Source organism: bacterium (genome assembly GCA_016699045.1).
In the GTDB taxonomy this organism is placed as follows: domain Bacteria; phylum Babelota; class Babeliae; order Babelales; family RVW-14; genus AaIE-18.
Window position 1 is genome coordinate 129902 of the sequence record CP064957.1, and the last position, 25776, is coordinate 155677.

The 25776-nt window shown below is 38.3% G+C and carries 23 protein-coding genes; 11 read left to right on the forward strand and 12 right to left on the reverse strand.

What is annotated here, in order from left to right:
- Positions 1 to 19: 19 nt before the first annotated feature.
- The 5 genes from IPF37_00590 to IPF37_00610 form a co-directional block, all read right to left on the reverse strand.
- Complete coding sequence (locus IPF37_00590) at positions 20 to 1174, reverse strand: peptidylprolyl isomerase (GenBank protein ID QQR49331.1); 1155 nt, start codon at positions 1172 to 1174, stop codon at positions 20 to 22.
- Positions 1134 to 1532 carry a hypothetical protein gene (locus IPF37_00595; GenBank protein QQR49332.1) on the reverse strand — a complete coding sequence of 133 codons (399 nt, stop codon included), beginning with the start codon at positions 1530 to 1532 and terminating at the stop codon, positions 1134 to 1136. The genes IPF37_00590 and IPF37_00595 overlap by 41 nt, the downstream gene beginning before the upstream one ends.
- A complete protein-coding gene (locus IPF37_00600; GenBank protein QQR49333.1) occupies positions 1504 to 1965 on the reverse strand; it encodes a SurA N-terminal domain-containing protein in 462 nt (153 codons plus the stop codon). Before IPF37_00600 ends, IPF37_00595 begins: the two co-directional genes overlap by 29 nt.
- A gap of 80 nt (positions 1966 to 2045) precedes the next feature.
- Positions 2046 to 3032 carry a tRNA (adenosine(37)-N6)-dimethylallyltransferase MiaA gene (miaA, locus tag IPF37_00605; GenBank protein ID QQR49334.1) on the reverse strand — a complete coding sequence of 329 codons (987 nt, stop codon included), beginning with the start codon at positions 3030 to 3032 and terminating at the stop codon, positions 2046 to 2048.
- A 25-nt stretch (positions 3033 to 3057) separates the two neighbouring features.
- Complete coding sequence (locus tag IPF37_00610; protein ID QQR49335.1) at positions 3058 to 3612, reverse strand: hypothetical protein; 555 nt, start codon at positions 3610 to 3612, stop codon at positions 3058 to 3060.
- A gap of 647 nt (positions 3613 to 4259) precedes the next feature.
- Between IPF37_00610 and IPF37_00615 the strand changes: the two genes are divergently transcribed.
- Positions 4260 to 5675, forward strand: a complete 1416-nt coding sequence (locus IPF37_00615; GenBank protein QQR49336.1) for a hypothetical protein — start codon at positions 4260 to 4262, stop codon at positions 5673 to 5675.
- 121 nt (positions 5676 to 5796) lie between these two features.
- Positions 5797 to 7221 (forward strand): hypothetical protein, encoded by a 1425-nt coding sequence (locus tag IPF37_00620; GenBank protein ID QQR49337.1) that lies wholly within the window; start codon positions 5797 to 5799, stop codon positions 7219 to 7221.
- Positions 7222 to 7226: 5 nt separating this feature from the next.
- Here IPF37_00620 and IPF37_00625 read toward each other — a convergent pair whose 3' ends face one another.
- Complete coding sequence (locus tag IPF37_00625) at positions 7227 to 8498, reverse strand: ankyrin repeat domain-containing protein (GenBank protein ID QQR49338.1); 1272 nt, start codon at positions 8496 to 8498, stop codon at positions 7227 to 7229.
- 1153 nt (positions 8499 to 9651) lie between these two features.
- Between IPF37_00625 and dnaK the strand changes: the two genes are divergently transcribed.
- From dnaK to IPF37_00660, 7 genes are all read left to right on the forward strand, one after another.
- Positions 9652 to 11544 carry a molecular chaperone DnaK gene (dnaK, locus tag IPF37_00630; protein QQR49339.1) on the forward strand — a complete coding sequence of 631 codons (1893 nt, stop codon included), beginning with the start codon at positions 9652 to 9654 and terminating at the stop codon, positions 11542 to 11544.
- Positions 11545 to 11774: 230 nt separating this feature from the next.
- On the forward strand, positions 11775 to 12686 hold the full coding sequence (locus IPF37_00635; GenBank protein ID QQR49340.1) for an ankyrin repeat domain-containing protein: 912 nt from the start codon (positions 11775 to 11777) through the stop codon (positions 12684 to 12686).
- 441 nt (positions 12687 to 13127) lie between these two features.
- Positions 13128 to 14330, forward strand: a complete 1203-nt coding sequence (locus tag IPF37_00640; protein QQR49341.1) for an efflux RND transporter periplasmic adaptor subunit — start codon at positions 13128 to 13130, stop codon at positions 14328 to 14330.
- A 3-nt stretch (positions 14331 to 14333) separates the two neighbouring features.
- Complete coding sequence (locus tag IPF37_00645; GenBank protein ID QQR49342.1) at positions 14334 to 15563, forward strand: ABC transporter permease; 1230 nt, start codon at positions 14334 to 14336, stop codon at positions 15561 to 15563.
- A gap of 9 nt (positions 15564 to 15572) precedes the next feature.
- Positions 15573 to 16766 carry an efflux RND transporter periplasmic adaptor subunit gene (locus IPF37_00650; protein QQR49343.1) on the forward strand — a complete coding sequence of 398 codons (1194 nt, stop codon included), beginning with the start codon at positions 15573 to 15575 and terminating at the stop codon, positions 16764 to 16766.
- The gene (locus IPF37_00655) at positions 16763 to 17452 is read left to right on the forward strand and encodes an ABC transporter ATP-binding protein (protein QQR49344.1); all 690 of its coding nucleotides are present in this window, start codon (positions 16763 to 16765) and stop codon (positions 17450 to 17452) included. Before IPF37_00650 ends, IPF37_00655 begins: the two co-directional genes overlap by 4 nt.
- Positions 17449 to 18666, forward strand: a complete 1218-nt coding sequence (locus tag IPF37_00660) for an ABC transporter permease (protein ID QQR49345.1) — start codon at positions 17449 to 17451, stop codon at positions 18664 to 18666. The genes IPF37_00655 and IPF37_00660 overlap by 4 nt, the downstream gene beginning before the upstream one ends.
- Before the next feature lie 4 nt (positions 18667 to 18670).
- On the opposite strand, the gene rsmG is transcribed toward IPF37_00660, so the two are convergent.
- Positions 18671 to 19303: a 16S rRNA (guanine(527)-N(7))-methyltransferase RsmG gene (gene rsmG / locus IPF37_00665; protein QQR49346.1), complete on the reverse strand. Its 633-nt coding sequence runs from the start codon at positions 19301 to 19303 to the stop codon at positions 18671 to 18673.
- A 119-nt stretch (positions 19304 to 19422) separates the two neighbouring features.
- On the opposite strand from rsmG, the gene IPF37_00670 reads away from it, so the two are divergent.
- Together IPF37_00670 and IPF37_00675 are read left to right on the forward strand one after the other, a co-directional pair.
- The gene (locus IPF37_00670; GenBank protein QQR49347.1) at positions 19423 to 20196 is read left to right on the forward strand and encodes a hypothetical protein; all 774 of its coding nucleotides are present in this window, start codon (positions 19423 to 19425) and stop codon (positions 20194 to 20196) included.
- A 30-nt stretch (positions 20197 to 20226) separates the two neighbouring features.
- Positions 20227 to 20433, forward strand: coding sequence for a hypothetical protein (locus IPF37_00675; GenBank protein QQR49348.1), 207 nt, complete (start codon positions 20227 to 20229; stop codon positions 20431 to 20433).
- A gap of 81 nt (positions 20434 to 20514) precedes the next feature.
- Here IPF37_00675 and IPF37_00680 read toward each other — a convergent pair whose 3' ends face one another.
- The 5 genes from IPF37_00680 to IPF37_00700 all read right to left on the reverse strand — a co-directional run bounded on the left by IPF37_00680 (position 20515) and on the right by IPF37_00700 (position 25577).
- The gene (locus IPF37_00680; protein QQR49349.1) at positions 20515 to 21756 is read right to left on the reverse strand and encodes a hypothetical protein; all 1242 of its coding nucleotides are present in this window, start codon (positions 21754 to 21756) and stop codon (positions 20515 to 20517) included.
- The gene (locus IPF37_00685) at positions 21753 to 22607 is read right to left on the reverse strand and encodes a hypothetical protein (protein ID QQR49350.1); all 855 of its coding nucleotides are present in this window, start codon (positions 22605 to 22607) and stop codon (positions 21753 to 21755) included. The genes IPF37_00680 and IPF37_00685 overlap by 4 nt, the downstream gene beginning before the upstream one ends.
- 113 nt (positions 22608 to 22720) lie before the next feature.
- Positions 22721 to 24466: a Zn-dependent oligopeptidase gene (locus tag IPF37_00690; GenBank protein ID QQR49351.1), complete on the reverse strand. Its 1746-nt coding sequence runs from the start codon at positions 24464 to 24466 to the stop codon at positions 22721 to 22723.
- Between the two features lie 72 nt (positions 24467 to 24538).
- Positions 24539 to 24739, reverse strand: a complete 201-nt coding sequence (locus IPF37_00695; protein ID QQR49352.1) for a hypothetical protein — start codon at positions 24737 to 24739, stop codon at positions 24539 to 24541.
- A 283-nt stretch (positions 24740 to 25022) separates the two neighbouring features.
- Positions 25023 to 25577, reverse strand: a complete 555-nt coding sequence (locus tag IPF37_00700) for a hypothetical protein (protein ID QQR49353.1) — start codon at positions 25575 to 25577, stop codon at positions 25023 to 25025.
- Between the last annotated feature and the right edge of the window lie 199 nt (positions 25578 to 25776).

Consider the following 25776-nt stretch of genomic DNA (forward strand, 5'->3'; position numbering starts at 1 on the left):
TTTTTTCCAATGTGTATTCTTATGAGCCTTGATGGCCTTTTAAGACGGTTTTATCAATATCTATTGTAGCATTTCTTTGCAAAGATGCAATAAACGCTCGCATTTGTTGCGCATTATTTATAACTTTATGCTCAGCCCCCGACTTGGCTTGCATTTTTGCAGAGTCTTCTTTGTCGGCCGATTTTGCTTCTTGCATTTGTACAAGATAGTACATATCGCCATGACGATACTGAAACAGCTGTTCTGGACTTGTTAAAGCAAACATTTCCTTATTCAGATTGCCAGCGTTTTTCAACGAACTTACCACATCATCTTTTTTAACAAAACCAGTATAAATAAGCTTTATATTGTGCTTTTTAACGCCTTCTTCGAAGGTCATTTTTTTATTAAATACCGTAAATTTAATTTCTTTAATAACGGCCTTGAGATTGTTTTTGGCAGTATTTTTATAATAATGCTCAAGTACTTTACTCTTGATATCTTCAAGTTTAGGTACAAAACTTTTCTGAGCATCAACAAGATGGTAAATGACATAAACACCAGAATTAAAAAAATAGCCAATCTTTGATTGCTTTTCGCTGCGAGAAAAAAGATGCTTTGCCAGCACACCAGTTACATTTTTAACTTCGGCATCATCTTTTGTCAGCCAATCGCTTTCTTTTTTATCAAGTTTAAAATCTTTGATAAATTGATCAACCACGCTGTTATCTGACTTTGCCTTTTGCATCATTACTTCCAAATCACTCTTTAATTTAGTTAATGAGCGCTTAGCTTTAAGTGTGTTAACAATCTCTTCTTGAACATCTTCGAGCGGCTTTTCGCTAGCTTTAAGACGTTCAACCAACTGAACGATTTCATAGCCCGATGCGGTACGAACTATGTCAGAGATTTGATTTGGATCCGTCAAACGGAAGGCAGCGCGCTCAAAATCGCGATCATAAGAACCGCTTGAGAAGAAATCAAGCAAGCCACCATTTCTAGCAGACTCTTTATCTTCAGAATGTTCTTTTGCCAAATCAGCAAATCCTTGTGGTTTTTGCTTGACTTGCTCATAAAAAGACTGCGCCTTTTTCAATGCCTCTGGCGCCATACTGTCTGAACTCACCTTTACTAAAAAACGACGGACTTTAATTTTAGGCCGCAATTCGAAAGAGTGCAGTTTTGTTTTTTTCATAAAAACTTTGAATTGCATCTTCCGTAATTTCCATATTTTGGGCGTAATCATTAGCAGAAACTGAACAATACCACGCCTTTTTTTTGTCTGGCTCTTGATAACGATTTTTACGTTTTTCAAAAAAATCTGCTAATTGCTGGTCTGTTGGCGCCGTCTTCTTTGCTTCACGCACAAAAGAATCAAGTTTAAATTCAGCCACATTAAAGCTTTTACGCGCATGAGTTTCTTCAAAATCTTCTCGCAATACATACAAAGGAGTATAATTTGAAGCACCAATAATACGTTCGACAACCGAACGCTGTATTTCATTTTCTTTGCTTTTTTCATACTCAGCTGGTGTTGTGGACAAACGACTCAAGATAAGCCCGGTGAGCCTCCATATTTAATGAACCATTTTGATCAATAAATTTGTTTGGCAACAATTTCAAAAACTCTTCTTTAAAATAATCTGCATCAACTTTAACTGATAAAGAATCTTTAACCTGATCAATAAGCTCATCCTTGATACAGCGATCAAGTGCCATTTGATATGGGTCGCTAGCTCCAAACAAGCTCTTGAGCAGCATTTCATCAGAAATACCAATCATGCGAGCATACTCTTGTAAAGAATTGATGCGCTCTTGAACATCATGCATTGCACGTCGATAGCGGGCATATGAGACTTTTTTACCATTGATAGTGGCTACTTTAAAATTATCGAGCCCTGGACCGGATTTGAAAATCAGGGTAACCCCACTGCCGAGTGCCATTGCTACGAAGACAACCCACAATATGGAACTCCATTTTTTCATCTCCTTCCTAAAAATATGAATCATGCTACTCCTTTTAGTTTAAGCAAAAACTGTTACCTACCTACTTACTGACCAGAAGCTTATCGCAGATCCACATTTTTTCCAAGTCGTTTTGTCAGCGCTGCTATTCGTTCAATTTCTTGACGTGTTACTTGTTTTATGGTTTCTGTAATAATCACGTATTCTTCTTGTTTATATTGCTCTTGATATTTGTTTATTAATTGTATGAACCCCTTAAGAAATGTCAATTGACGCTTGGCATAATGAATGGTTTCTAGCTGAATTGTATTGATTAATGCGTCAAGATCAGAAACTATCGCACCATTTTTAAGCCATGCAAAAATTTCTGAATAACCAATGAGTCCCTTTGCCTCTAAAAACGTTTCCCACTCGGTTCCTATAAGCTTTTTTGCTTCCTTAATCCAACCGTCATGTGTAATCATTTCGATGGTACGTTTCTTTATTTGATCGCGCAAAAATTCTTTTTCCGGCACCAGAGATATAAGGATAGTGTTAAAGGGAACATGGACCTTTGGCAAAAATGATGATGGTTTTTGTCCAGTTTTTTGCCAAATATGCAAGGCGCGTTGCAAGCGATACGTATCATTTTTATGAATTTTTGCCGCTCTATCGGGGTCTATAACATATAAAGAATCCCACAAATCATCTGGCTTAATATCGCTTGTCCGTGTCTCATCAAACTGATCAATGGTATTAAACTCATGAGGTGGGAAAAAAATAGATTTAATGTAAAAAAGAGAACCGCCCACCAAAATAGGGATACGTCCTCGATCCTGAATTTCTTTAATTTTGTCAATCACTAACGTTCGGTAATGAACAACAGTCAAATCTTTCGGTTCGCTGATAATATCAAATAAATGGCACGGATAAGTAAAATTTTTCCAGTCGGGCTTTGCCGTTCCAACAGACAACGGTGTATAAAATTGGCCAACATCAACATTAATAACTTCGCAATCTAACAGATGTGCAAGTTGATCGGCACATGCCGTTTTTCCTGAAGCGGTTGGCCCAGTAATTATAAAAATAAATTTCTTATCGTTTTTCATGCACAATCACAGTTGATTTAAAATACTACAAAACGGGAGAAGCAGCCTCATGATTATAATTTTTTTCATGAAATACAAACTGCTTAAACGGCGATCTTACTTCTTGTATAACATCTTCTTTTGGTGTCTTTCGAATAACTTGTAACTCTTGCACCAGCAATTCTTCAGTGATTTGTAATAATGAACGCTCACCAAAGGAAAGATCTTTTTGTAATGAAACATACATAAGATCTCGATAAATTTCCGCTATTTCAACCAGCTTGCCACCCTGAATTTTTAGCTGATAATATTTATTTCTTCGATTCCAACCACTTGGCGTAAAATCTACTCCTGCCAGTTTTCTAAGTGGCTTCTGACGCAACAAACTAAGTGCTTGTTGAACCGTTTCCTTATCGCTTGGAAGACGAATACCAACAGCATCAATATTATATGTTGGCACCAAGATTGTCATATCTTTAAATAAAAAGACAAGCTTTATAAATGGTACGCTCTTGCCCACCACCAACTTTTCAATGATATCCTCTACTACGGCAACGCCATGTCCTGGACAAACTACCTTGTCACTAATCTTAAACACCATAGAGATTCCTTTAGGGATCTAAAGACGGATTTTATACTACCCGTTCCTCGCCACAGTTTGACCTTGATAACAAGAGAATATGTTTATTACCGTAACACCCCCTTTTTTTACTTCGTTTACTACTACTATACTATCTCACCTCAATTTTGTATAAACAAAACGCCAGGTGTTGTACATGATAACAGAAAAGAGAACGCAAAATCAAAAAATGAAAAAAATATTATGTTTTGATCTTTTTTTACCGGTTATTTTTACAATTTAAAAATGTATCATGATCATATTTTAGTTTTTATGATTACCAGAACTATTTGGCTGCTTTCAACACAAACAATAAACTCATCAAGAAATTATTTTTTTGAACAAAAAAAGTGAATATGATTTAAAACAAGTTAATACGGGCATTACGGAAGTTGCAGCGTAAGATGCCTGATGTATCATGCAACCACCGTAAAATATTGTCGCCCCCCAAACCCTTAAATCTAAGGTTACTCAAACTTAATAAATTTTTGTAAGTAATTTATGTTTTGGTAAAAAAAACCTTTTTTTATAATGCTTTTAGCTTTTCATTATTCGTTAAATTTTTGCCTTTTTTAAGACGAGCACGTATACTTTTTTTCAAAACTAAGCCATTTTACGGTAAGGATTACATGCAAACTCAACAAAACGATTTTTGCAAAGTTATAGAAAAGAAATTTCATCGTGGCTTTAGATGGAATTTCTTTGGAAGCATAACTTATGAAGCAGTAAAAATAGTACACCATTTCTTTTTGCTCAAGTTTATTAATGTTGCTGATTACGGGCTGATTGGCAGTATGTTTGCGGTAATTTACATGACGACAAAGATTGCTGATTTTGGCATGAGTCATGCCTTGGCACCTTTTTTTTGCGACATAACTAAAAATAAAAAAAGCTTCAAAAAAATACTTTTTTCTTATTACCTTGGGCCACAGCTACCTATAATTATGGCTGCCGGCATGATAGCTATGGTTTTTTTTCAGAAGCAATTTTTATCCGACCAACCAACCCCCTGTCTCTTCATCATCCCAACTATTGTATTTTTAGAAACAATACGTTCATTTTTGCGTTATCTTTTACACATGACTTTTCAAAGTAAGAAAGTAGTACTGTTCGAACTAGCAACATTTTTATGTTATTTATCTTCAATTTGGGTTGCAATTTTACACTTTCATTTTCAACTATCTTTAAATGTTATCTTTGTTCCGCATATCGTTGATTCAGCATTTGTCACCACAGTATTTATAATCATGATGCGGCGCTACTACGAAAAATTGCCCCAAGAAAATGTCGATAGTTGGTCAAAGAACCTTGGGCAACGCATTGTTAAAGCACGCCTCTTCAATTATTTCATTCGCATAAGCCGCGAGTTTTTTACCAGCCATTTCTTAACACCTTTTTTTGCCATTAAATTTGGTTTCAAACAAGCAGGTCTTTTTTATTTTGCAAGTATTATTGCAACTGCCATCCAATCGATCATCAAAGTTTCAATTGGCTATTCTGGTAACGCCTTATTTGCAAGTTTAAAAGAAAACAGTCAGGCAGCAAAAAAACAGGCCTTTCGCATTATTAATGAAAAAGTCATGCGCGTCATAGCACCACTCATGATCATGTTGATCATAAGTTATAAAAGTATTATGGAGCTTTGGCTTACCAACAATAATACCGCCGTCACACTTGCTTTGTTGTTACTCTTGCTCATTATTATTTTCACGGAATTTTTTTTTATGGCCTATGAACAGTTCTATATTATCGAAGAGGCTTCACGAAAACTTTTTCTCTTTAAAATTTTAGAGTTCTTCCTTTTTTATGTCGTTATTATTGCTAGCGAACAACAAACCATGCTCACCACCTTGATAAGCATTATCATTATTAGATTGATCAGCTTTGTTATCATAACGATCAATGCCTATTCATTATGGCAAATTACGCCCAGCATTAGGACCTCAAAACACTACCTTGCGCTCTGTTTTGCCTGCGGCCTAATACTACTTTTGGCGCTCAAATTTTTTCAGGCTGAAATAATAGCCAGTCTTTTGAGCTCATAGTACGGTATTTACACGGCCAATTGGGCCCGTTTTTTTATCTTTTTGAAAATATCTTGTATACTAGCCTTGTACCACAATCGCGATTTGATAAAGGTCTCGCACGGCTAGTTTAAAAAGAAATATGAATAAAAATTTAAGCACACAAAAATTGTCGCCAATTGATCAATTTCATCATGGATTCAGGTGGAATCTATGGGGAAGTCTATTATTTGAATCGCTCAAAATTACACACAATCTTTTGCTGATCAGATTACTTGATGGCTCAGTGTACGGCCTCGTTGGGATGATTTTTGCAACAATCTACCTAGCTTCACGATTAGCAGATTTTGGCAGTGCTTATACTTTGGCGCCATTTTTTTATTTTTTCGTCAAAAGTAAGCAAACATTTAAAACAATATTTTTGCGTCAGTATCTGGCTCCTGTAATACCACTTACGCTGCTGATAGCTGGAGCCGCAACGTACTGGTTATATCTCCATTGCGCAGAAATTACCGGCATGCCAAGTCTTTTGATTGTGCCGTTTTTAGTTTTTACCGAAACAATTCGCTGCGTCTTTAGACAATTTTTACACATCGCCTTTAAGAGCAAACCAACCATTTTGATCGAGTTATTTATTTTTATTGGTTATTTGGCGGTGGTGTGGGGGACTTATTTTTACACAGATGGCATGCTGTCATCAAATATTATTTTTATACCGTACTGTGCTGACTCGCTCATCGCACTTGTTTTTTTTATAATCAGTATCTGGCAATTGTATAAAAAATTGCCCAACGCGTATTTTCCAATTCCGCATAATCTTTTCAAGCGCATGATTAAAATACGGCTCTTCAATTATTTGCTACACTTAAACCGCCAGCTGTTTACCAGCAATATTGTAACACCGTTATTTGCTATAAAATTTGGCCTTAAGCAGGCGGGGCTGTTTTATTTTGCCAGCACCATTTCTCGAGCACTCCACGACACCATCAAATCAACTGTTGGCCATCCGGGAAATGCCTTACTAGCCACCTTAAAAGAACACGGTAGCAAGGAAGAAAAAAAATCGGCATTTGAAACATTAAGCACCAAGCTTGTTTTGATTATTGTACCGATTATTATTTTTCTGTTTCTGAATTACAGCAAATTATTGGCAATCAGTTTTATTAACCAGCCAACTGGCATGATCGTTACTTTCTCAATAATGTATTTACTGATAACCTTTTCAGAGCTGTTCTTCATTTTATATGAACAGTTTTACATTTTAGAAGAAGCGGCAAGCTCTCTTTTTATTTTTAAGTTTCTCGAAATCATCTTTTTTTATATTTTTGTGGTAGCACAGGAAATACAAAGCCCAACGATCACTTTGTTAACAATTCTTACTATCCGCTGCATAAGTTTTTTGATTGTATCGCTTAATGCCTACTACCGCTGGGGCATTCAACCAAGCTTCAAAATAACGCTAAAATACCTGAGCAGATCAATTGGCATCTCATTACTTGTTTCATTTCTTGTGGGCCAATTGTTATGCAACCTGACAATCATTCAGCATCTCATACAACTTAAATAAGATCGCTATTCGGAGACTGCACACGTGCCTTGTTTCTCGAACGATGCAAACAACCGCTCAAGCGCATCTGAACTTTCGCTTTTTTCACTATCAGATGATGCACACATTTCTTCAGAAGAATAACTTTTTAGCATAAATGACTCATCATCAGAAAGATAACTCGCCGAATCAATGCCCCCAAGAATCGGCTGTTTTTTTATTTCTGACGATGTAAACAAGTGCTTATTCTCAAAAACAGCACTCGTCGGTTCACTATTTTTGCTACCCTCATCCTTCACAAGGGGCATCTCTTCGTCAACATGCAAAGAGGTGCTCTGCAGTTTTATGTCAAACGATGCAAACAGATCCTCCAACACCGATTCTGCATATTCATTATCTTCGCTATCAGATTCAGACTGATCAGTCGATTGTTGAGAAAAACAACCCTGTAAAATGTCAGCAACATCTTGGCGATCATATATTCTGGCATAACTCAATGGCGTTTTAGCATGACTATTAACTACATCAACATCAGCACCAAGACGAATTAAAGCTCTCACCACATCTGCATGACCAGATTTTGCAGCAAGATGAAGCGGAGTATTGCCCACATGGTCTCTCGCATCAATAACAGCGTCATACCTGGACAATGTATACACATTAGCCAACATGCCTGCTGCTGCTGCACAGTGCAGCGGCGTCATACCACTACTACTGGCAAAATTGAACGACTCGGCGGGAAGAATGTTTCTTTTTTGTAATTCACTAACAATAAAAACTAAAGATTGCCCACCTCGATTAAGCTGAGCTACCCGATGAACCAAACTAAAACCTTGATAGCTGATATCAAATGAACCCATAAAACACCGAATAGCCAACATTTCAGCAATGCTTTCTCTAAACCATGGAGCAAGGGCGGTAATAAAACAAGGAATAGGATTAGCTCCGTTTTCAAGTAAAAGCATCACTTTTAATATATCACCAGACATAATCGCATAATCAAGAGCACTATAACCAGATTCATCGCGTCGATTCAAATGCAAAGCCAAGTCATTTTTTGAAAGATTAAGCTTGTCAATATAATTACCAACAACAGAAACATCTTTGTTATTATAACACATCTGATGAATTTTAAACCATTCACTATAATCTGAAGCTGCCTTTAGATCAGTATCGATAGGCTCAGGAGCCGCAGCACTAGCACGAAGAAAGCTTGAAAAAGCAAGACAGGCAAACAAAATAAAAGTGCTACACGCGACGCTTTTCAAAAATACCGGCATTATTATTAATTTTTTCATTACACTCATCTCCTGGCAAAATAAAGAACTCTTCTCGTATAATTCTATATTAGAAAATTTAAGGCAAGAAAGTCAATAAAGAAACCACGCGGAGCTTTTATAGTAATTTAACAACAGAATACATCTTTACATTTATTTTGCAAAAATAAACATCTTTTAAAAAATAAGCTCTATTGTTCATAATTGTTCATACAATTTTCCCGTATAAAAGAGGGTCTCGCAGTTGGCAGGGCGGGCCACTTTATCCCCTTTTTGGGGGAAAATTAAGCTTTTTCTAAAAATTTAGCTAGAGGTTTAAGAAGAAATTTTTCAATTTTTAAAACCCATTTAATCCAACCGATTGCAAAAGATACAAAAGATTGTCTTAAAAATTAGAAAATTATCAACGCGCTTGCAATCTCGCTATTTTACTTTTTAAAACGTACTTTGGTAAATTTAGTAGTATTTTTATTTTTTCGTCCAAATGGTTCTTTTTTCACGTCTTATTATTATTCTTTAATACGCCCTTTTTTCTAAACTTTCTAAATTTTATTCTTAACTTTTTACTCTTTTTTTAAATTCTTAATCTCTTTATTTAAATATAAATCTTAAATCCTGAATAAGTCCTAAGCCTCTTATTAAGTACTTACCGAATCATGATTTATCTGGACACGACCTCCCTAATAAATCTCGGAGCCTTTCCCGGGTTCTGTATAAGCATAGGCCCGGGAGAGCTAACGAGCTAAATCTTTTTCCTCATCTTCCTCCTATCCCCCTTCCCCTCCCCCATAACCAACGCCGCTGCTAATTCACGTAGTCCAAAGCCCCCAGCCCTTTTCCCACTTAGAATTAAAAGGCTGGGGGCGACAGGACGGAGTGCCGGGGAGCGCGCGTCAAGGCCACCCTACTCCGCCAAAAACAAGAATAATATTGAATGGCCAAAAGATTGAGAAATCCAAGGAAAACGCCCAATTGTGTCAAAATGTCTAAAATTATGCGACATAAAGATAGTTTGTGGCCCAGATAAACTTGAGTGAGTAAGACTAAGAAATTTTAAAAAATAATTGACACATCTTCATAGATTGACTAAGATAATCTCAGGAATGGATGTTAGCATAAAAAGTAGAAAAATGCAGCAGGCAGTTAACATTTTTTAAAAAGCAAAGGAATTATTATGGGAAAAATTATCGGCATAGATCTGGGTACTACAAACTCAGTCGTATCATTCATGGAAGGCGGCAGCCCTAAAGTTATTCCTAACCAAGAAGGCGCCAATACTACCCCATCCATCGTGGCTATTACCAAAGACGGCCAACGCTTGGTAGGCGCTGTTGCAAAACGACAAGCAGTAACCAATCCCGAGAACACTGTTTTTTCGGCAAAGCGATTCATTGGTAAAAAGTTTAATGTATTAACCGATCGCGATAAAAAACTGGTTCCTTACCACATCGTCAGCACAGGCAATGGCGATATCGCTATCGAAGTTCAAGGCAAAAAACTTGCACCAGAAGAAATTTCAGCAGCTGTGTTACAAAAGTTAAAACAAGCGGCTGAAGATTATTTGGGCGAAAAAGTAACTGAAGCGGTTATTACCGTTCCTGCTTATTTTAACGATGCTCAACGACAAGCAACCAAAACAGCTGGTCAAATTGCAGGGCTAGACGTTAAACGTATTATCAATGAACCTACAGCAGCAGCGCTTGCTTATGGTCTTGACAAAAAGAATAACGAAACAATTGCGGTATTCGACTTTGGTGGCGGTACTTTTGATATCTCCATTTTGGAAGTAGGCGATGGCGTTGTTGAAGTTAAATCAACCAATGGTGACACCATGCTTGGTGGTGATAACGTTGACGAATTGTTAATTGAGTATCTCATCGAAGAATTTAAGAAATCAAATGGCGTCGATCTTAAAAACGACAAAGTTGCAATTCAACGCCTCAAAGAAGCTGCTGAAAAAGCTAAGATTGAACTTTCAGCTGCAACTGAAACAGAAGTCAATTTGCCTTACATCACCGCCGATGCAACGGGACCAAAGCACTTAGTAACAAAAATCTCCCGCGCCAAACTTGATAACTTGTGTGCAGACATTTTCAAACGCCTCTTTGAGCCATGCAAACAAGCTATCAAAGATGCTGATATCAGCGTAAGCAAAATCGACGAAGTCATTTTGGTTGGCGGCTCAACCCGTATTCCAAAGATTCAAGAAATGGTAAAAGAATTCTTTGGTAAAGAACCAAACCGTTCAGTAAACCCTGACGAAGTTGTTTCTTTGGGTGCTGCAATTCAAGGCGGCGTACTGGCTGGTGACGTTACCGACGTATTGCTCTTGGACGTAACACCACTTTCCTTGGGTATTGAAACCTTGGGGGGCGTTGCAACAAAGCTTATCGAACGTAACACCACCATCCCTGCTAAAAAGTCACAAGTGTTCTCAACCGCTGAAGACAACCAAACAGCAGTAGAAATTCATGTAGTTCAAGGTGAACGCGAATTTGCACGCGACAACAAAACGCTTGGCCGCTTCAAACTTGACGGTATCCCAGCTGCACCGCGCGGAATGCCACAAGTTGAAGTTTCCTTTAATTTGGACGCTAACGGCATTGTGCATGTTTCTGCAAAAGACTTGGGAACCGGTAAAGAACAAAGTATCACGATTACCAACTCTTCAGGCTTGAGCAAAGCTGATATCGAAAGACTTGTTCAAGAAGCACAACAACACGAAGCTGAAGACAAGAAACTTAAAGAAGTCATCGAAAAGCGTAATGCACTCGACAACATGATTATGCAAATCGAAAAGACGTTGAAAGACAACAAAGAAAAGCTTCCAATCGCAGAAGTTAACATTGTTGAAAAAGCATTAGAAGATGCTAAAAAAGTCTTGTCAGAAAAAGAAAACGACGGCGAAGCTTTACAAGCAGCAACCGACGATCTTATGAAGGCATCCCATAAAGTTGCTGAAATAATCTACAAAGATAAAAACGCTCAACAATCACCTCAAAACGATGCACAACAACAAACTGGCGCTGAACAAGGTCCTATTGACGCTGATTTTGAACAAAAATAAAAGCTGACTTTGTAAAAAGAACTTGCTCTTAAATGATGCCCACCATGACTACTGGCCCACAAGGTCAATGGCCGTGGTGGGCCTTTTTCTTATACCCACCACTCAAAATTGCCCATTTATGCCACTTTTTCACCCAAACTTTCCAGATTGAAATAAAAATGACATATTATAACTATCAATAGAATTTATTCATTTTTTACTAAATTACGATTGGGAAAATTATGAAAAATATGAAAAAGATACCCGTAGCATTATTTCTTGGTTTTATGGGGTTAGGACCAATGGTACACCCAGCCTGCCTAGAAAGCCCTGCCAGCCCCATCCTCTCAACCTACATCAACCCATTAGCACCAGCAACATGCGAATGCGCCTTTTGTATTGATGACGATGCAAAAACAAACCGACACGGCATACAACATATTCATTTTGCTGCCTGGGAAGGTGAACTTAAAACGGTAAAAGATCTGATTTCTCAGGAACCTGCACTCGTTAATGCCCGCGATTATCGAGGCATGACGCCACTTTTATTTGCCGCCCGCTCTGGCAATTATGATATGGTAGAATTTTTATTAGAATCTGGCGCAGACTATCTGGCGTATGATAACAATCAAAGCACACAGACACCAGGCGGCAACGCACTGCACCATCTTTTTTATGGTCTTGAACCAAGTGATAAATTAGAATATACAACCAACATTGACGACATTTACGATCTTTTGATCGAAGCAGGAACCAGTCCCTACCTTGAAGACGGGAACGGAAAAACCCCCGCCGATGTTTATAATGATTTCATAAATAAAGATGGGCACAACAACACATGCACACAGGAATGTAACTCAAATTGCACCTGTTGCGAAGAGAACTACGTTCTTGATGCGGTATCGGCATGCTCAGTATACCAAGAATCAACTTTCATCGAAAGTACAACAACATCGAAAGATAAATCATCAGAAGAATGCTCTCCAACAGAAATCATGATCAACGCACCGGCAAAAGTCCATACAACAGCACCAGCTAATCAATCAGCCACCGAATGCTCTCCTACAGAAATTATGAGCCAAAAAAAAGAACTCGCTCAACCATACAAGCCACATCTCATCTTTGAAGGCTTCTCGCTTGATGACTGCGACAGTGATTTTTAATTAAATTTTTTTCACATTCCTTGCATTCAAAAAAATAAAAACTTTACCCTAGAACTAATGAATGGTTCTAGGGTTTTTTTATGAAGATTTTTATGGAAGGAAGATATCATGACACAATCATCCAAAGCTGGTTGTAATTGTTCCTGCAAAAAAGCATGCTCAAGTAGATGCAAGTGTGATAAAAAATGCAAATGCCCATGCAATGGTCCCGTTAAAAAAGCATGTACGTGCAAAACCAAGTGCTCATGCAAATAACTCACTATTCATAAATTACTGGGGGCTTAATCGTCAAAAAAAAATTTGGCAAAGCCCCCGGCAAAATTCAAACACTACTTATTAATCTCAGCATCTTTTGATCAATTTAATTTATTCTTCCCTAAGCCAACTCAATATACTAAACTAATTTTGCGAAAAGAGACCACCTCACGCCAGGGGAGATTCATGAAGTATAAAAAATTATGTACCTACTTGGTAATTCTAGGAATTATTACAGGAAGCGGATACCTTCTTTATCAGCGCTACGTAAAAAAACCGGCACCACAATTTTATAAAACAGAAAAGCCACAATGCCGGTCTATCAGCCAAATCATTCTTGCCTCGGGAATTTTAGAAATAAAAGATCTCGTAAAAATTGGCAGTGTTGTTTCTGGTACCATAAAAGAACTCTACGTTAAAGAAGATCAGCAAGTTCAAAAGGGCGAGCTGCTAGCAGAAATTGACCCAGGAACGGGCGAAACAGATTTCCAAGATGCGTATCTACGCGTCATGAGACTTCAAGCAGAACTTGAATACCAAGAAAAAAATTATGTACGCAAAAAAGAACTTTTTGAAACGGGACAGTTGGCAAAAGATACATTTGAAATGCTTGACCGCGATTATGAAACAAAAAAAATTGATTTAAAATCAGCAAAAACAAAATTAGAAAAAGAACGCCTCTCGCTCCAAAACCGTAAAATATTGGCGGCAGGCAACGGCTTTGTCACTGCCGTTAACGTCTATAAAGGCAGCGGTGTTACCGGTACCGATTTCTCATCAGCACCGTTGTTTGAAATAGCACCTGACATTACCGAAATGGAAGCGAAACTTGATATTGACGAAAGCGATATTGGCTCGGTAAAACCAGGACAAATAGTTACCATGGCTGTTAACACCTACCCAGACCTTGAAATTAAAACCACCATAAAAACGGTCGGCTTTTCACCCAAAACAAATAAAGACAGTCTCTTTTACAAAGCAACTATTGATATCAGCAACCACAACCGCCTCTTTAGGCCAGGCATGACGCTGAATGCAAAAATCAAAGCATCAAAGATAAAAAAAGCTCTCTGCATAAAAGGTATCAGCTTTCAAACAAATCCTAAAGTACTCAAAACTATAGCCAAGCAATTGAACTACGAATTCAAACCTCTCGACAAAAAAAGCCGCAAAGAATTTAAAAAAACCTATCCCAACAAACGCGTTAAATTTATATGGACGGTTGCCAATAAAACATTTATCGAAAAAGGTATTTTGCTGGGCATCACTGATGATAACTATTTTGAAATTAAAGAAGGCTTGAGCGAGCACGAAGAAGTTATAACCGATATCGCTGAAAAAGATGACATGGAAAAACTCTATAAAAAGTGGTTCAAAGGTACCTTATAAACTATGAACTCACGCATTTTAATAAAAAGTTCTTTGCGCGCTCTCAACCACCACAAAGGACGCTCTTTCCTGACTATCTTGGGCATTATTGTTGGTATTGCTTCAATCATTGCAACACTAGCAATCGGCTACGGCGCTGAAGAAAAAATGCGTAAATCAATTTTAGCAATTGGCAACAACTATATTGAACTTTGGCGAGGCAACTTTACGCTTGAAGGAGCAACCAAATCAATCAAGCAAAAAGAAACAAAAAAACTGACAACGGCGGATGTTACCAGCCTCAACAACCAATGCCCGGGCATAAAGAAAATATCGCCCGTCATTTTTGATCGCGGCATTATTGAATATCATGGCTCTGCCGTTATGTGCGATATCAAAGGCGGTAACGATGAACTGCTCAGTGTCATGGGCCGCTCGCTCAGTAAAGGTGCCAATATGACGCAGCATCACATTCAAAAAGGAACGCGCGTTGCTCTGCTGGGAGACCAAACCGCTAAAGACCTTTTTAAAACCGTTGACCCAATTGGCCGCACGATAAAAGTAAAAAATATTTTGTTTACCGTTATTGGCGTTATTAAAAAAATAGACAATGCTCCCGGCCACCGCGATCCAAATCTTGACGTTATTATTCCTTTTACTTCAGCAAAAAAATATCTCAAAAATCACAACAGTAGCACCATTCACGGCATTGTCATTGCTGGCAAAAGTCTTGACAAAATGCCAACCATTGTACGACAAATTAAAAAAATTATGCGTGCTCGACACAATTTAGGCATTGATGAACCAAATGATTTTTCAATTATAGACCAAGCATCTATGCTTAAAGCCGCAAAAGCTTCTTCTACCATTTTTAACATCTTTCTCTTAATTGTCGCCTCAATTTCTTTGCTCGTTGGCGGCATTGGTGTTATGAATATCATGCTTGTTTCTGTTACCGAACGAACACAAGAGATCGGCATTCGCATGGCTCTCGGCGCTTCTCATGCACTCATTTTGCAACAATTTTTAATTGAATCAGTTGTTTTGTGTTTTATTGGCGGCATCATTGGTATCGTGCTTGGCTTAGTCACCCCTTTCATAGCACAATACACTTTTCAGTTACCTGCCGTCATACGCATCGAACCGATTATCGTTGCTTTCTGTACCATATTTTTAATTGGATTAATTTTTGGCTTTTATCCGGCACAAAAAGCAGCCCGGCTCAACCCGGTAGAAGCTCTTCTCAAACAATAAAGAATTATGATGAATAAAAAAAAAGCTATTATTACGCTCTTTCTTGTCTGCACAACGTGTACAACTGGATATTTTTTTTTAAGTAAAAAAAAAGAAACACTCAATATTGTAACGGAAAAACCACAACGCCGACACCTCGCACAATTCGTTACCGCATCGGGCACACTGAAGGCTAAAGATCAATTTACCGTTGGTAGCTTGGTTACCGGCAAGGTCGTAAACATTTTGGTCGACAATAATGATCACGTAAAAAAAGATCAAGTACTTGCTATTCTTGATAACGGAATTGGCGATACTGACATCAAAAAATTGATTGCTCAATGCGCTGAAGCGCAAGCAACATATGATTTTCAGAAAAAGTTTTTCGAACGCCAAAAAGAACTTTATGCAAGCGGGCAACTTGCCCAAAACAAATTCGAGCAAGAAGAACGAGATTTTTTGATTACACAAGCACGCGTTGAACAACTCAAGGCGTCGCTGGAGCGCGAACAAAAAATGTATGCTAACCTTTTCATTAAATCTCCCGACACGGGCACCATCATTGCTAAAAAAATTGATATCGGCCAACAAATAACTTCACAACTCGATGCAACAGTTTTATTTATTATCGCCAAAGATCTAACCGATATGGAAGCTTATGTTGATGTCGATGAAGCAGATATTGGACTTATTAAAGAAAACCAGGAAGCAGTTTTTACCGTTGATACCTTTTCAAAACGGCCTTTTGTTTCATCGGTCAAGCAAGTACAATTTCAATCAAAAATTGTTGAAAATGTTATAACGTACGCCACCGTTCTCAAAGTCAGCAACCCAACCATAGAGCTGCGTCCAGGCATGACAACCAACGTTGAAATCAAAGTCAACGAAGACAAAAATGCCCTCTCGGTACCTAATAAAGCGTTGCGCTTAAGCACATTTCGTCTTGAAGAATTTGCTAAAAAAGCCGGCTATACAATTGAAAAGCTTGAATTAAAACCTGGCTCAATTAAACAGCAACAACGTGATACCTTGTGGATTCTCGAAGAAAAAACTATCAAACAAGTTGATGTTAAACTTGGTGTTATCGATGTTCGCTTTACACACGTAATCGATGGACTTAGCGAACAAAGTAACGTTATCGTAGAATTCACTGAACAACCACACGAAAATATACTGTTGCGATCGGTATATGGTGCTCGACCAGGAACGATAGGTACCAAATGAAACTGTTAGAAGCAAAAAATCTTGTTAAAATTTACCGCATGGGCGACACCGATTTAGCTGCGCTCAAAGGCATTAATTTGACTATTGATCAGGGCGAATTTTTAGCCATCATTGGCACTTCAGGATCAGGCAAATCTACTCTCATGCATTTGTTAGGATGCCTAGATATTCCAACTGAAGGCGAATACTTTATTGAAGGAAAAAATGTCGCCAAAGCAACACGCGATGAACTTGCCAAAATTAGAAATGAAAAGATTGGTTTTGTCTTTCAAAAATTTCATTTACTTAGTGATTTAACAGCGCTTGAAAATGTCGCCCTACCCCGCCTTTATGCTGGCCAAACTGAAGAACAGGCAACTCGGGAAGCAACCGCACTTTTACAATCAGTTGAACTTGGCAATCGCTTGGATCACTATCCTTACCAACTTTCTGGCGGGCAGCAACAACGCGTAGCCATCGCCCGCTCGCTCATCAATAAACCACGCATCATCTTGGCCGACGAACCAACCGGAAATTTAGATTCTGCCACCGGCGAAACAATTATCAATATGTTCAAAAAACTCAATGCCGAACAAAATGTTACGGTAATTTTAGTAACGCATGAACCACGCATAGCAAACTATACCAAACGTACCGTTGAATTAATTGACGGGCTTATTGTTTCAGATAAAAAGAACAATTCATGAAAATAGCAATTATATTTAGAACCGCCCTTAAATCTTTGGCAAGCCACAAAATACGCTCACTACTCACAACGCTTGGTATTATTATCGGCGTTGTTGCCATTGTATGCGTCATGTCAATTGGCGAAGGAGCAAAAAATCGCGTTAACCAAGAAATTGAAAAACTAGGCAGCAATTTTATTATCGTTCTTTCTTCATCACAAAAAAAATTAACAAGCCGCAGCGCCCCACTAAAACCATTGCTCACACCAAAAGATTTGCTCACCATAAAAAATGAATGCGAGAATATTGCCATGATCTCACCAGGCATTCAACAACCAGCAAAAATTATGTTTGGTAATAAATCATGGGAAACTACTTTGGGCGGCGTTGGACAAAATTATACTGAGATTAGAAATTGGCGCTTAACTGATGGCGATTTTTTTACCCATCACGATATGCTTGCTGGCAGCAAGGTTGCCGTTATTGGCTTAACAGTACGACGTGAAATTTTTGGCAACGAAAACCCAATCGGCAAAACATTACGTATTAAACGTATTCCTTTTTTAATCATTGGCTCCTTAAGCGAAATGGGTAAACGTGCCGACGGCATGGACCAAGACGATACCGTCCTCATTCCTGCTACCACTATGCGCAAAAGAATTATGGGCGGGGTAGATCGCTACTTTGCGTTAATAATGTCGGCAAAAAATAAAGAGCGCATGCAACAAACGTCAAAAGAAATACGCTCCATTTTACGCCAAACACATAAAATTCCTGAATGCGATGATGATGATTTTACCATGTTTACACAAGAAGATATTGCACAAGCTTCAAGTGCGGCAACCAAAATTATGAATCTTTTACTTTTATTTGTCGCCCTTATTTCCCTGGTTGTTGGCGGTATTGGCATTATGAATATCATGCTTGTTTCAGTAACTGAACGCACGCGAGAAATTGGTGTTCGCATGGCCCTTGGGGCTACAACACGCAGCATTCTGAATCAATTTATTTTTGAAGCAATTACCATCTGCTTGATTGGTGGACTACTTGGTTTGCTCATTGGTATTGGTGGCGCCGTTGCCATTGGTCTCGGGCTTGGTTGGCCAATTTTCATATCCAAAATATCACTCGCAATATCGCTTGCCACATCAGCATCAATTGGGCTCTTCTTTGGCTATTACCCTGCGTACAAAGCCTCAAGACTTAACCCAGTTGATGCATTAGCAGAACGCTGAAATTTTATAAACCAAAAAAAATCAATTTTCTATTTCTTTGACCCATTTTGTATTCTTCACTTCGTTTGACCAGGTGAGCAACAAATTTATTGCATTCCCACTGCTCAGCTGCCCAATAAACCAATGTCGCATTTTTATGTGCACATGATGGCTTAAACATCCGACACAGCTCAGCTTCTTCAATGGCAGCACGTGTCACAAAAAGATCAATTTTCTCTTCTGTTTTACGTAAAAAAGTACGCCAATCAAGATCACAGATTTCAACATTTTCAAGTTCAAGAATAGCAATCAAATCTGCCAAATATGCTTGTTTTTTTTTGTTAACTTCAATCAACACAACTTTTAAATGTGGGAAAAGAATTTTAAGAGGAATAGCGGGAAAACCAGCGCCGGTACCAACATCAGCAATAGTGGTAAGAGCATTAAGATCTACAAACTTTCTCAAAATTAAAGAATCTTGAAAATGCTGCCGCACAATCCCCAATAAATCTTTAATCGCGGTAAGATTGGTTTCTTTGTTGCGCTCACTCAACAACGCTTCATAACGTTGAAATTGAGAGAGCTGAAGCTCTGAAAGTTGCTCGGTTTTTGCAAACTCTGCCCAAATAGTTTCTGGTGAACGTGATGCTTTACTCATAAACATTTCTCCAATAAAAACGATGTTTTTAATCAAATTTTTCAAATCTAGAACTTAATGAATTCTTTTTTGGTATCCTAAAACTGTTAATAAACTCTTGTTATCAAAAAAGGAAGTGTATGATGAACCTATCACAAAAATGGGTAAAAATCATCTTTACCCTGCTATTGTGCCTAAAAACCCACTATTTGTACGCAGATAATCGCATTGTTATACAACTCAGGCATGCCCCAGACGATGTTATAAACAGCGCGCAGCAAGACGTACACGAGGACAAAACAATAAAAAAAATCAATTCTCTTGACGAAAAGACTCCTGGCGAGGTAAGTAAAAAGCTAGTGAAGAATGGTATCAAAGCGTACGTGCGACCAACATTGAGCGGATTTATGGCAATTTATGGCGGTTACTTAGACATTTCAGATCAGGATGGACTCATCACGTTTCCCTTGCGCCACGCAAGCGAAAAGATATATCTTGCCGTAACGCCTGACATTAAGCTGGTCAACGTCAAAGATAAAACATTTTCCCATCATGAATTTTTAGGTAAAAACAATCCAACAGAACTTTATCTGCTTGAAAAAAAAGAAGACGATAAAGAGCAACCATTCTGGAACACAAAAAAAATTAAGCTACCAAAAAACAACCGCATAGCACCCATTAGCGTTGTACTTTTAACTAAGCCAAAAAACGTCGCAATCGTTGAAGGCGACAGCTTAGCAACAAAAAACCCACAGCTTGTATTGCCACCAATTTATGTTATTAGCACGCTGAATCATACAAAAATTCTTTTAAAAATGCTTGATTTAAAACAATTTTTTGAAACAATTAATATAAGAAAAAAGAGTATTGATGATGAAGGGAAAGGTATTCAGAAAATGATTACCAATGTGTAGTTCTTTTGTTTAACCCATAAGGAGAGAAGCATGAAATATGCAGTACGTTTGATGGCCTTGTTGGCCATAGTAAGCCTTGGCCTCGTTTCAGGTTGTGGTAAAAAAGACAAAGACAAAAATAACGACAAACAACATGCTCAAAAAGCTGATAAAAAAACACGCGGAGCCAAAGACAGCAAAGACAAAAAAGCAGCAAAAAAAGAAAAGACAAAAAACCGCTGGACGCTCGGCAAATAAGTCTTTTTTAAAATAAAAAGCGGCCCGTCGTTTCTAATTTTCAGAAACGACGGGCCGCTTTTTATTTTTCAGGTTATAAGTCTAATTCAAGCCAAGAGCATCTAAAAATGCATCTTGATTCGGCTCTCTACCCAAAAAGTCTTTCAGCATTTCATTCGGATCTTTAGCACCACCATGCGCCAAAATAGCTTTGATATATTTTTGGCCCATTACCGGATTGAGTAACCCATTTTTTTTGATTTCATAAAAAATATCGAGTGCAAATACTTTTGACCACATGTACCCATAATACTTAGCACCATAACCATTCAAATGACCAAACGCCGCATAATGGTGCGCTTCAGGTTCAAATCGTATGTTATGACTATAACGCGCTGACAGGTCCTTGGTTATTGCATCAAGATCTTTATTTTGACCAGCTTGATAACAAGCCAATGAAAATAACGAAAGAACACCTTGACAACGTACAAAGCGACCAGAGTCAAACTTTTTCAAGGCTATTTTTTTCTCAATTAATTCAGCAGGAAACGGCTTGCCCGTTTTATAATGAGCACTAATCAGCGTCAGCATATCTTTGTTATACATCCATTCTTCAAGCATTTGTGACGGCAGTTCAACAAAATCTATTTTGACACTTGGCGAGGCAAGTTCAGTTCTGCTAAGCACGGCATGCATCGCATGCCCAAACTCATGAAAAAATGTTTCAACATCGCTGTGCTTAAACAACGCCGGTGCATCAGCTGTTGCTTTTGGAAAGTTAGCAATAACAATGCCAAGAGCAGCGACGTCCCGTTTTTCATTATGAATAGCATGCCTAAACGGTAGGTAGCACGCATGGTTATACTTTCCTTCACGCGGATACAAATCTAGATACAAATGACCAATCAACTGATGCGTTACTGCATCATAAACTTCAAGCAATTTGACTTCATCATGCCACGCCCAATCTGGCATTGTTTCTTCAAATTTTAGACCCAAAAATTGCTCATAAATACTGAGCATGCCAGCCAAGGCAGTATCAACAGGGAAATACTCAGCCAGCTCTCGTTCATCAAGTTGATAGTGCTTTTTTTTGTAGGCATTTTTTACAAACGCAATATCCCAGGCGTTAAATTTTCCATCAGCATCAAGCGCGATACCGACAGGCAAATCACTCTTTAAAAGATCGTATTCTGCTTGTTCTTTCTTTTCACTTTTGGCCATCAAATCAACTAAGAATTTTTCTACGCGTTCCACATTGTGTGCCATACCAGAATGAGTATCTAATGCCGCATATGATTCAAAACCAAGCAATTCTGCCAACTCATCGCGATACGCAATCAACCGAGCAATTGATTTTGATTAACGGGATATGCTCTATTTTGAAAGGCAAAATACAAATCTTTCCGTGTTTTTTCAACAGAACAATTTTGCATAACTTCGATAAATGTTGGGTAATCACATCCCAAAATGTACTGATCACCCTCTTTCTTGAGCGCATTAATAAAGCTTTCTCGCAGACCATTCAAACCAGTACGATCAACTAAAATGATACTTTTGTCAGCCGCAATATTTGCATCAAAATCAATCCCAACTTGTGCAATTTTTTTCTTGATATCTTTTACTTTTTCAAGCTGATCTTTAGGCAAATCTAATCCAGAGGTATGAAAATCTTTCATCGCTTCATCAAGATAATAAACTTCCTGCTCGCTCAACGTTTCAGCCGCCTCACATAACTCGCGATACTTTTTAAACGCAAAATATAAACGCTGATCAAAATATAAATCAACACTAAATTTGCTCAACTGAGCACTCGCTTCTTGACACACGTCACGCATTTTTTTATCAGGATGGGTCATGTTCATCAACGTAATCGCTGCATCTACTTGACCAAACTTTTCTTGTGATGTGTCAAGGGCACGCATGGTGTTATCAAACGTTCGTTGCTCATCAGGAATAGCCAAAATAGCATTAAATTCTTCCGTTGCTTGCACCATGGCACGCTCAACAAAACTGGCAACTTCTACCTCATTCTTTGGAAACAAGGCACCAAGCCCATGAACACTTTGAGCAATTTTTTTTGCCTTGTGCTGCTTATGCGAAATCATCATAGCATTTCTATCTTTTGCATGATTATGACAACTTAACATCAAAACAGGCAGCATCGCGATGATGCCCACGCGCAAACTCTTCATACACACCTCACTCTCTTCACGGCAAATTATTTAATACAAAACTTCTTCAAAAAGAGCGCGTCATCTCTGAAAATTAGAAATGACGCGCTCTTTTTTACTTTAAAATTATCAGCTTAATTCAAGCCAAGAGCATCTAAAAATGCATCTTGATTCGGCTCTCTACCCAAAAAGTCTTTCAGCATTTCATTCGGATCTTTAGCACCACCATGCGCCAAAATAGCTTTGATATATTTTTGGCCCATTACCGGATTGAGTAACCCATTTTTTTTGATTTCATAAAAAATATCGAGTGCAAATACTTTTGACCACATGTACCCATAATACTTAGCACCATAACCATTCAAATGACCAAACGCCGCATAATGGTGCGTCTCTGGTTCAAAGCGTACGTTATGACTGTATTTATCGGCTAACTCCTTGTTTAACGCATCAAGATCTTTATGCTGACCCGCTTTATAACAATTCAAAGAAAACAATGAAAATGCACCTTGTCGTCGAACAAAAAAACCAGAATCAAATTTCTTAAGCGCAATTTTTTTATCAATTAATTCAGACGGCAACGGGTTACCTGTTTTATAATGCGCGCTAATGAGCGTCAGCATATCTTTTTCATACATCCATTCTTCAAGCATTTGTGACGGCAATTCTACAAAGTCCCGCTTGGTACTAGTGCCAGAAAATGAAGCAAGTTCCGTTCTGCCAAGCACACCGTGCATCGCATGCCCAAACTCATGAAAGAATGTTTCAACATCGCTGTGCTTAAATAAAGCAGGAGCATCGGCAGTTGCTTTTGGAAAATTAGCAATAACCACCGCTACATCAACAACATCCTGCCTTTTGTTGTTGATAGCATGCCTAACCGTCAAATGGCACGCATGACTATACTTTCCTTCTCGTGGATACAAGTCAAGATACAAATGACCAATCAACTGATGCGTTACTGCATCATAAACTTCAAGCAATTTGACTTCATCATGCCACGCCCAATCTGGCGTTGTTTCTTCAAATTTCAAACCCAAAAATTGTTCATAAATACTGAGCATGCCCGCCAAGGCAGTATCAACAGGGAAATACTCAGCCAGCTCTCGTTCATCAAGTTGATAGTGCTTTTTTTTGTAGGCATTTTTTACAAACGCAATATCCCAGGCGTTAAATTTTCCATCAGCATCAAGCGCGATACCGACAGGCAAATCACTCTTTAAAAGATCGTATTCTGCTTGTTCTTTCTTTTCACTTTTGGCCATCAAATCAACTAAGAATTTTTCTACGCGTTCCACATTGTGTGCCATACCAGAATGAGTATCTAATGCCGCATATGATTCAAAACCAAGCAATTCTGCCAACTCATCGCGATACGCAATCAACCGAGCAATTGATTTTTGATTAACGGGATATGCTCTATTTTGAAAGGCAAAATACAAATCTTTCCGTGTTTTTTCCACAGCACAATTTTGCATAACTTCGATAAATGTTGGGTAATCGCAACCCAAAACATACTTATCCCCATCGTTTTTGAGCGCATTAATAAAGCTTTCTCGTAGACCATCCAAGCCATCTCGCTCAACTAAAATAGTGCTTTTGTCTGCCGCAATATTTGCATCAAAATCTATGCCAACTTGGGCAATTTTTTTCTTGATATCTTTTACTTTTTCAAGCTGATCTTTAGGCAAATCTAATCCAGAGGTATGAAAATCTTTCATCGCTTCATCAAGATAATAAACTTCCTGCTCGCTCAACGTTTCAGCCGCCTCACATAACTCGCGATACTTTTTAAACGCAAAATATAAACGCTGATCAAAATATAAATCAACACTAAATTTGCTCAACTGAGCACTCGCTTCTTGACACACGTCACGCATTTTTTATCAGGATGGGTCATGTTCATCAACGTAATCGCTGCATCTACTTGACCAAACTTTTCTTGTGATGTGTCAAGGGGCACGCATGGTGTTATCAAACGTTCGTTGCTCATCCGGAATAGCCAAAATAGCATTAAATTCTTCCGTTGCTTGCACCATGGCACGCTCAACAAAACTGGCAACTTCTACCTCATTCTTTGGAAACAAGGCACCAAGCTCATGAACACTTTGAGCAACTTTTTTGGCCTTGCGCTGATTGTGCGGAATCATCATAGAACTTCTATCCTTGCATTATTATGACAACTTAACATAAAAAACAGGCAGCATCGCGATGATGCTCACGCGCAAAATCTTCATGTAAAACTACCTTCTCTATCTCGTTAATTTTTTTAAATCAGTTTAAATGTATCACACTTTTAACGCTTACAAAAGAAGTCGGGAAAGATGAACCAATAAAAAAGCAGAGCCCCAATTTTTGGGGCCCTGCTTTTTTATTTATCAAGTACCGGTTAAAAACCAACACGTTGTGTTTTCTGTAAAGTGATAAGCGATAAGCTTAGCTACGCTTTCTTTTTTCGCCCGACTTTGGCAATGCTACCTGTACCGCAGCAGAACCAAGAGAAAGTACTGAACCAATGGTAAAGTATTGTGACAAAGTAGACAACATCGGCGCCATACCTGCAGTATACAACCCGTTAGCAATAATCGCTTCAAGTACAATCCAGCTTGCAACAATTATTACTCGACCGGTATTAAAAACAACTCTTAAAGATCCATTTTCAATTGGCTCAATGTGCATTGCTTTTTTTCTTACCATTTCTTGTATCAATGCATTAACATCAAGATCTTCAACAAATTTGTTCAGCATATCAGTATCGATAGCAGACAATTCTTCTGAAGTTACCCAATTTTCAAACGTAGTTGGAAATTCTGTAATTCCACCTGCGATGAGCGCTTTTTTAAACGCAACAAATTTACCTTGAAGGTCTTGCTGTTGAATTTCAACAACTTCTTCTTTGCCATCAACTTCATTTGCCGCTGCATAAATACCAAAGTTAAACACACTTGCAGCCAAGGCTGCGCCCAAAAGGACTTTACGTAAATTATTCATCTGAAACCTCCATGGTTTTGATAAAACTAAATAACAAATAACTGAAAGGCGGCCTTTACGGCTAACCAACATGATGAATTAAGCAGGGAGCACAACCTTCCATCAAGTACCAGACAACCCGGTGCTTTTATAACCTCACATTTCCCGATAAACGTCCGTTTACCTTACAATCAGCGTAATTTAGAGCCTCAAGCTTGTC

What these genes read in the sequence shown, in the direction of transcription:
- IPF37_00590 (QQR49331.1), bottom strand. Translation starts at nt 1,174, where the DNA reads ATGAAAAAAACAAAACTGCACTCTTTCGAATTGCGGCCTAAAATTAAA.
- IPF37_00600 (QQR49333.1), bottom strand. Translation starts at nt 1,965, where the DNA reads ATGAAAAAATGGAGTTCCATATTGTGGGTTGTCTTCGTAGCAATGGCA.
- miaA (QQR49334.1), bottom strand. Translation starts at nt 3,032, where the DNA reads ATGAAAAACGATAAGAAATTTATTTTTATAATTACTGGGCCAACCGCT.
- IPF37_00610 (QQR49335.1), bottom strand. Translation starts at nt 3,612, where the DNA reads ATGGTGTTTAAGATTAGTGACAAGGTAGTTTGTCCAGGACATGGCGTT.
- IPF37_00615 (QQR49336.1), top strand. Translation starts at nt 4,260, where the DNA reads ATGCAAACTCAACAAAACGATTTTTGCAAAGTTATAGAAAAGAAATTT.
- IPF37_00620 (QQR49337.1), top strand. Translation starts at nt 5,797, where the DNA reads ATGAATAAAAATTTAAGCACACAAAAATTGTCGCCAATTGATCAATTT.
- IPF37_00625 (QQR49338.1), bottom strand. Translation starts at nt 8,498, where the DNA reads ATGAAAAAATTAATAATAATGCCGGTATTTTTGAAAAGCGTCGCGTGT.
- dnaK (QQR49339.1), top strand. Translation starts at nt 9,652, where the DNA reads ATGGGAAAAATTATCGGCATAGATCTGGGTACTACAAACTCAGTCGTA.
- IPF37_00635 (QQR49340.1), top strand. Translation starts at nt 11,775, where the DNA reads ATGAAAAAGATACCCGTAGCATTATTTCTTGGTTTTATGGGGTTAGGA.
- IPF37_00640 (QQR49341.1), top strand. Translation starts at nt 13,128, where the DNA reads ATGAAGTATAAAAAATTATGTACCTACTTGGTAATTCTAGGAATTATT.
- IPF37_00645 (QQR49342.1), top strand. Translation starts at nt 14,334, where the DNA reads ATGAACTCACGCATTTTAATAAAAAGTTCTTTGCGCGCTCTCAACCAC.
- IPF37_00650 (QQR49343.1), top strand. Translation starts at nt 15,573, where the DNA reads ATGAATAAAAAAAAAGCTATTATTACGCTCTTTCTTGTCTGCACAACG.
- IPF37_00655 (QQR49344.1), top strand. Translation starts at nt 16,763, where the DNA reads ATGAAACTGTTAGAAGCAAAAAATCTTGTTAAAATTTACCGCATGGGC.
- IPF37_00660 (QQR49345.1), top strand. Translation starts at nt 17,449, where the DNA reads ATGAAAATAGCAATTATATTTAGAACCGCCCTTAAATCTTTGGCAAGC.
- rsmG (QQR49346.1), bottom strand. Translation starts at nt 19,303, where the DNA reads ATGAGTAAAGCATCACGTTCACCAGAAACTATTTGGGCAGAGTTTGCA.
- IPF37_00670 (QQR49347.1), top strand. Translation starts at nt 19,423, where the DNA reads ATGATGAACCTATCACAAAAATGGGTAAAAATCATCTTTACCCTGCTA.
- IPF37_00675 (QQR49348.1), top strand. Translation starts at nt 20,227, where the DNA reads ATGAAATATGCAGTACGTTTGATGGCCTTGTTGGCCATAGTAAGCCTT.
- IPF37_00685 (QQR49350.1), bottom strand. Translation starts at nt 22,607, where the DNA reads ATGAAGAGTTTGCGCGTGGGCATCATCGCGATGCTGCCTGTTTTGATG.
- IPF37_00690 (QQR49351.1), bottom strand. Translation starts at nt 24,466, where the DNA reads ATGCGTGACGTGTGTCAAGAAGCGAGTGCTCAGTTGAGCAAATTTAGT.
- IPF37_00695 (QQR49352.1), bottom strand. Translation starts at nt 24,739, where the DNA reads ATGATGATTCCGCACAATCAGCGCAAGGCCAAAAAAGTTGCTCAAAGT.
- IPF37_00700 (QQR49353.1), bottom strand. Translation starts at nt 25,577, where the DNA reads ATGAATAATTTACGTAAAGTCCTTTTGGGCGCAGCCTTGGCTGCAAGT.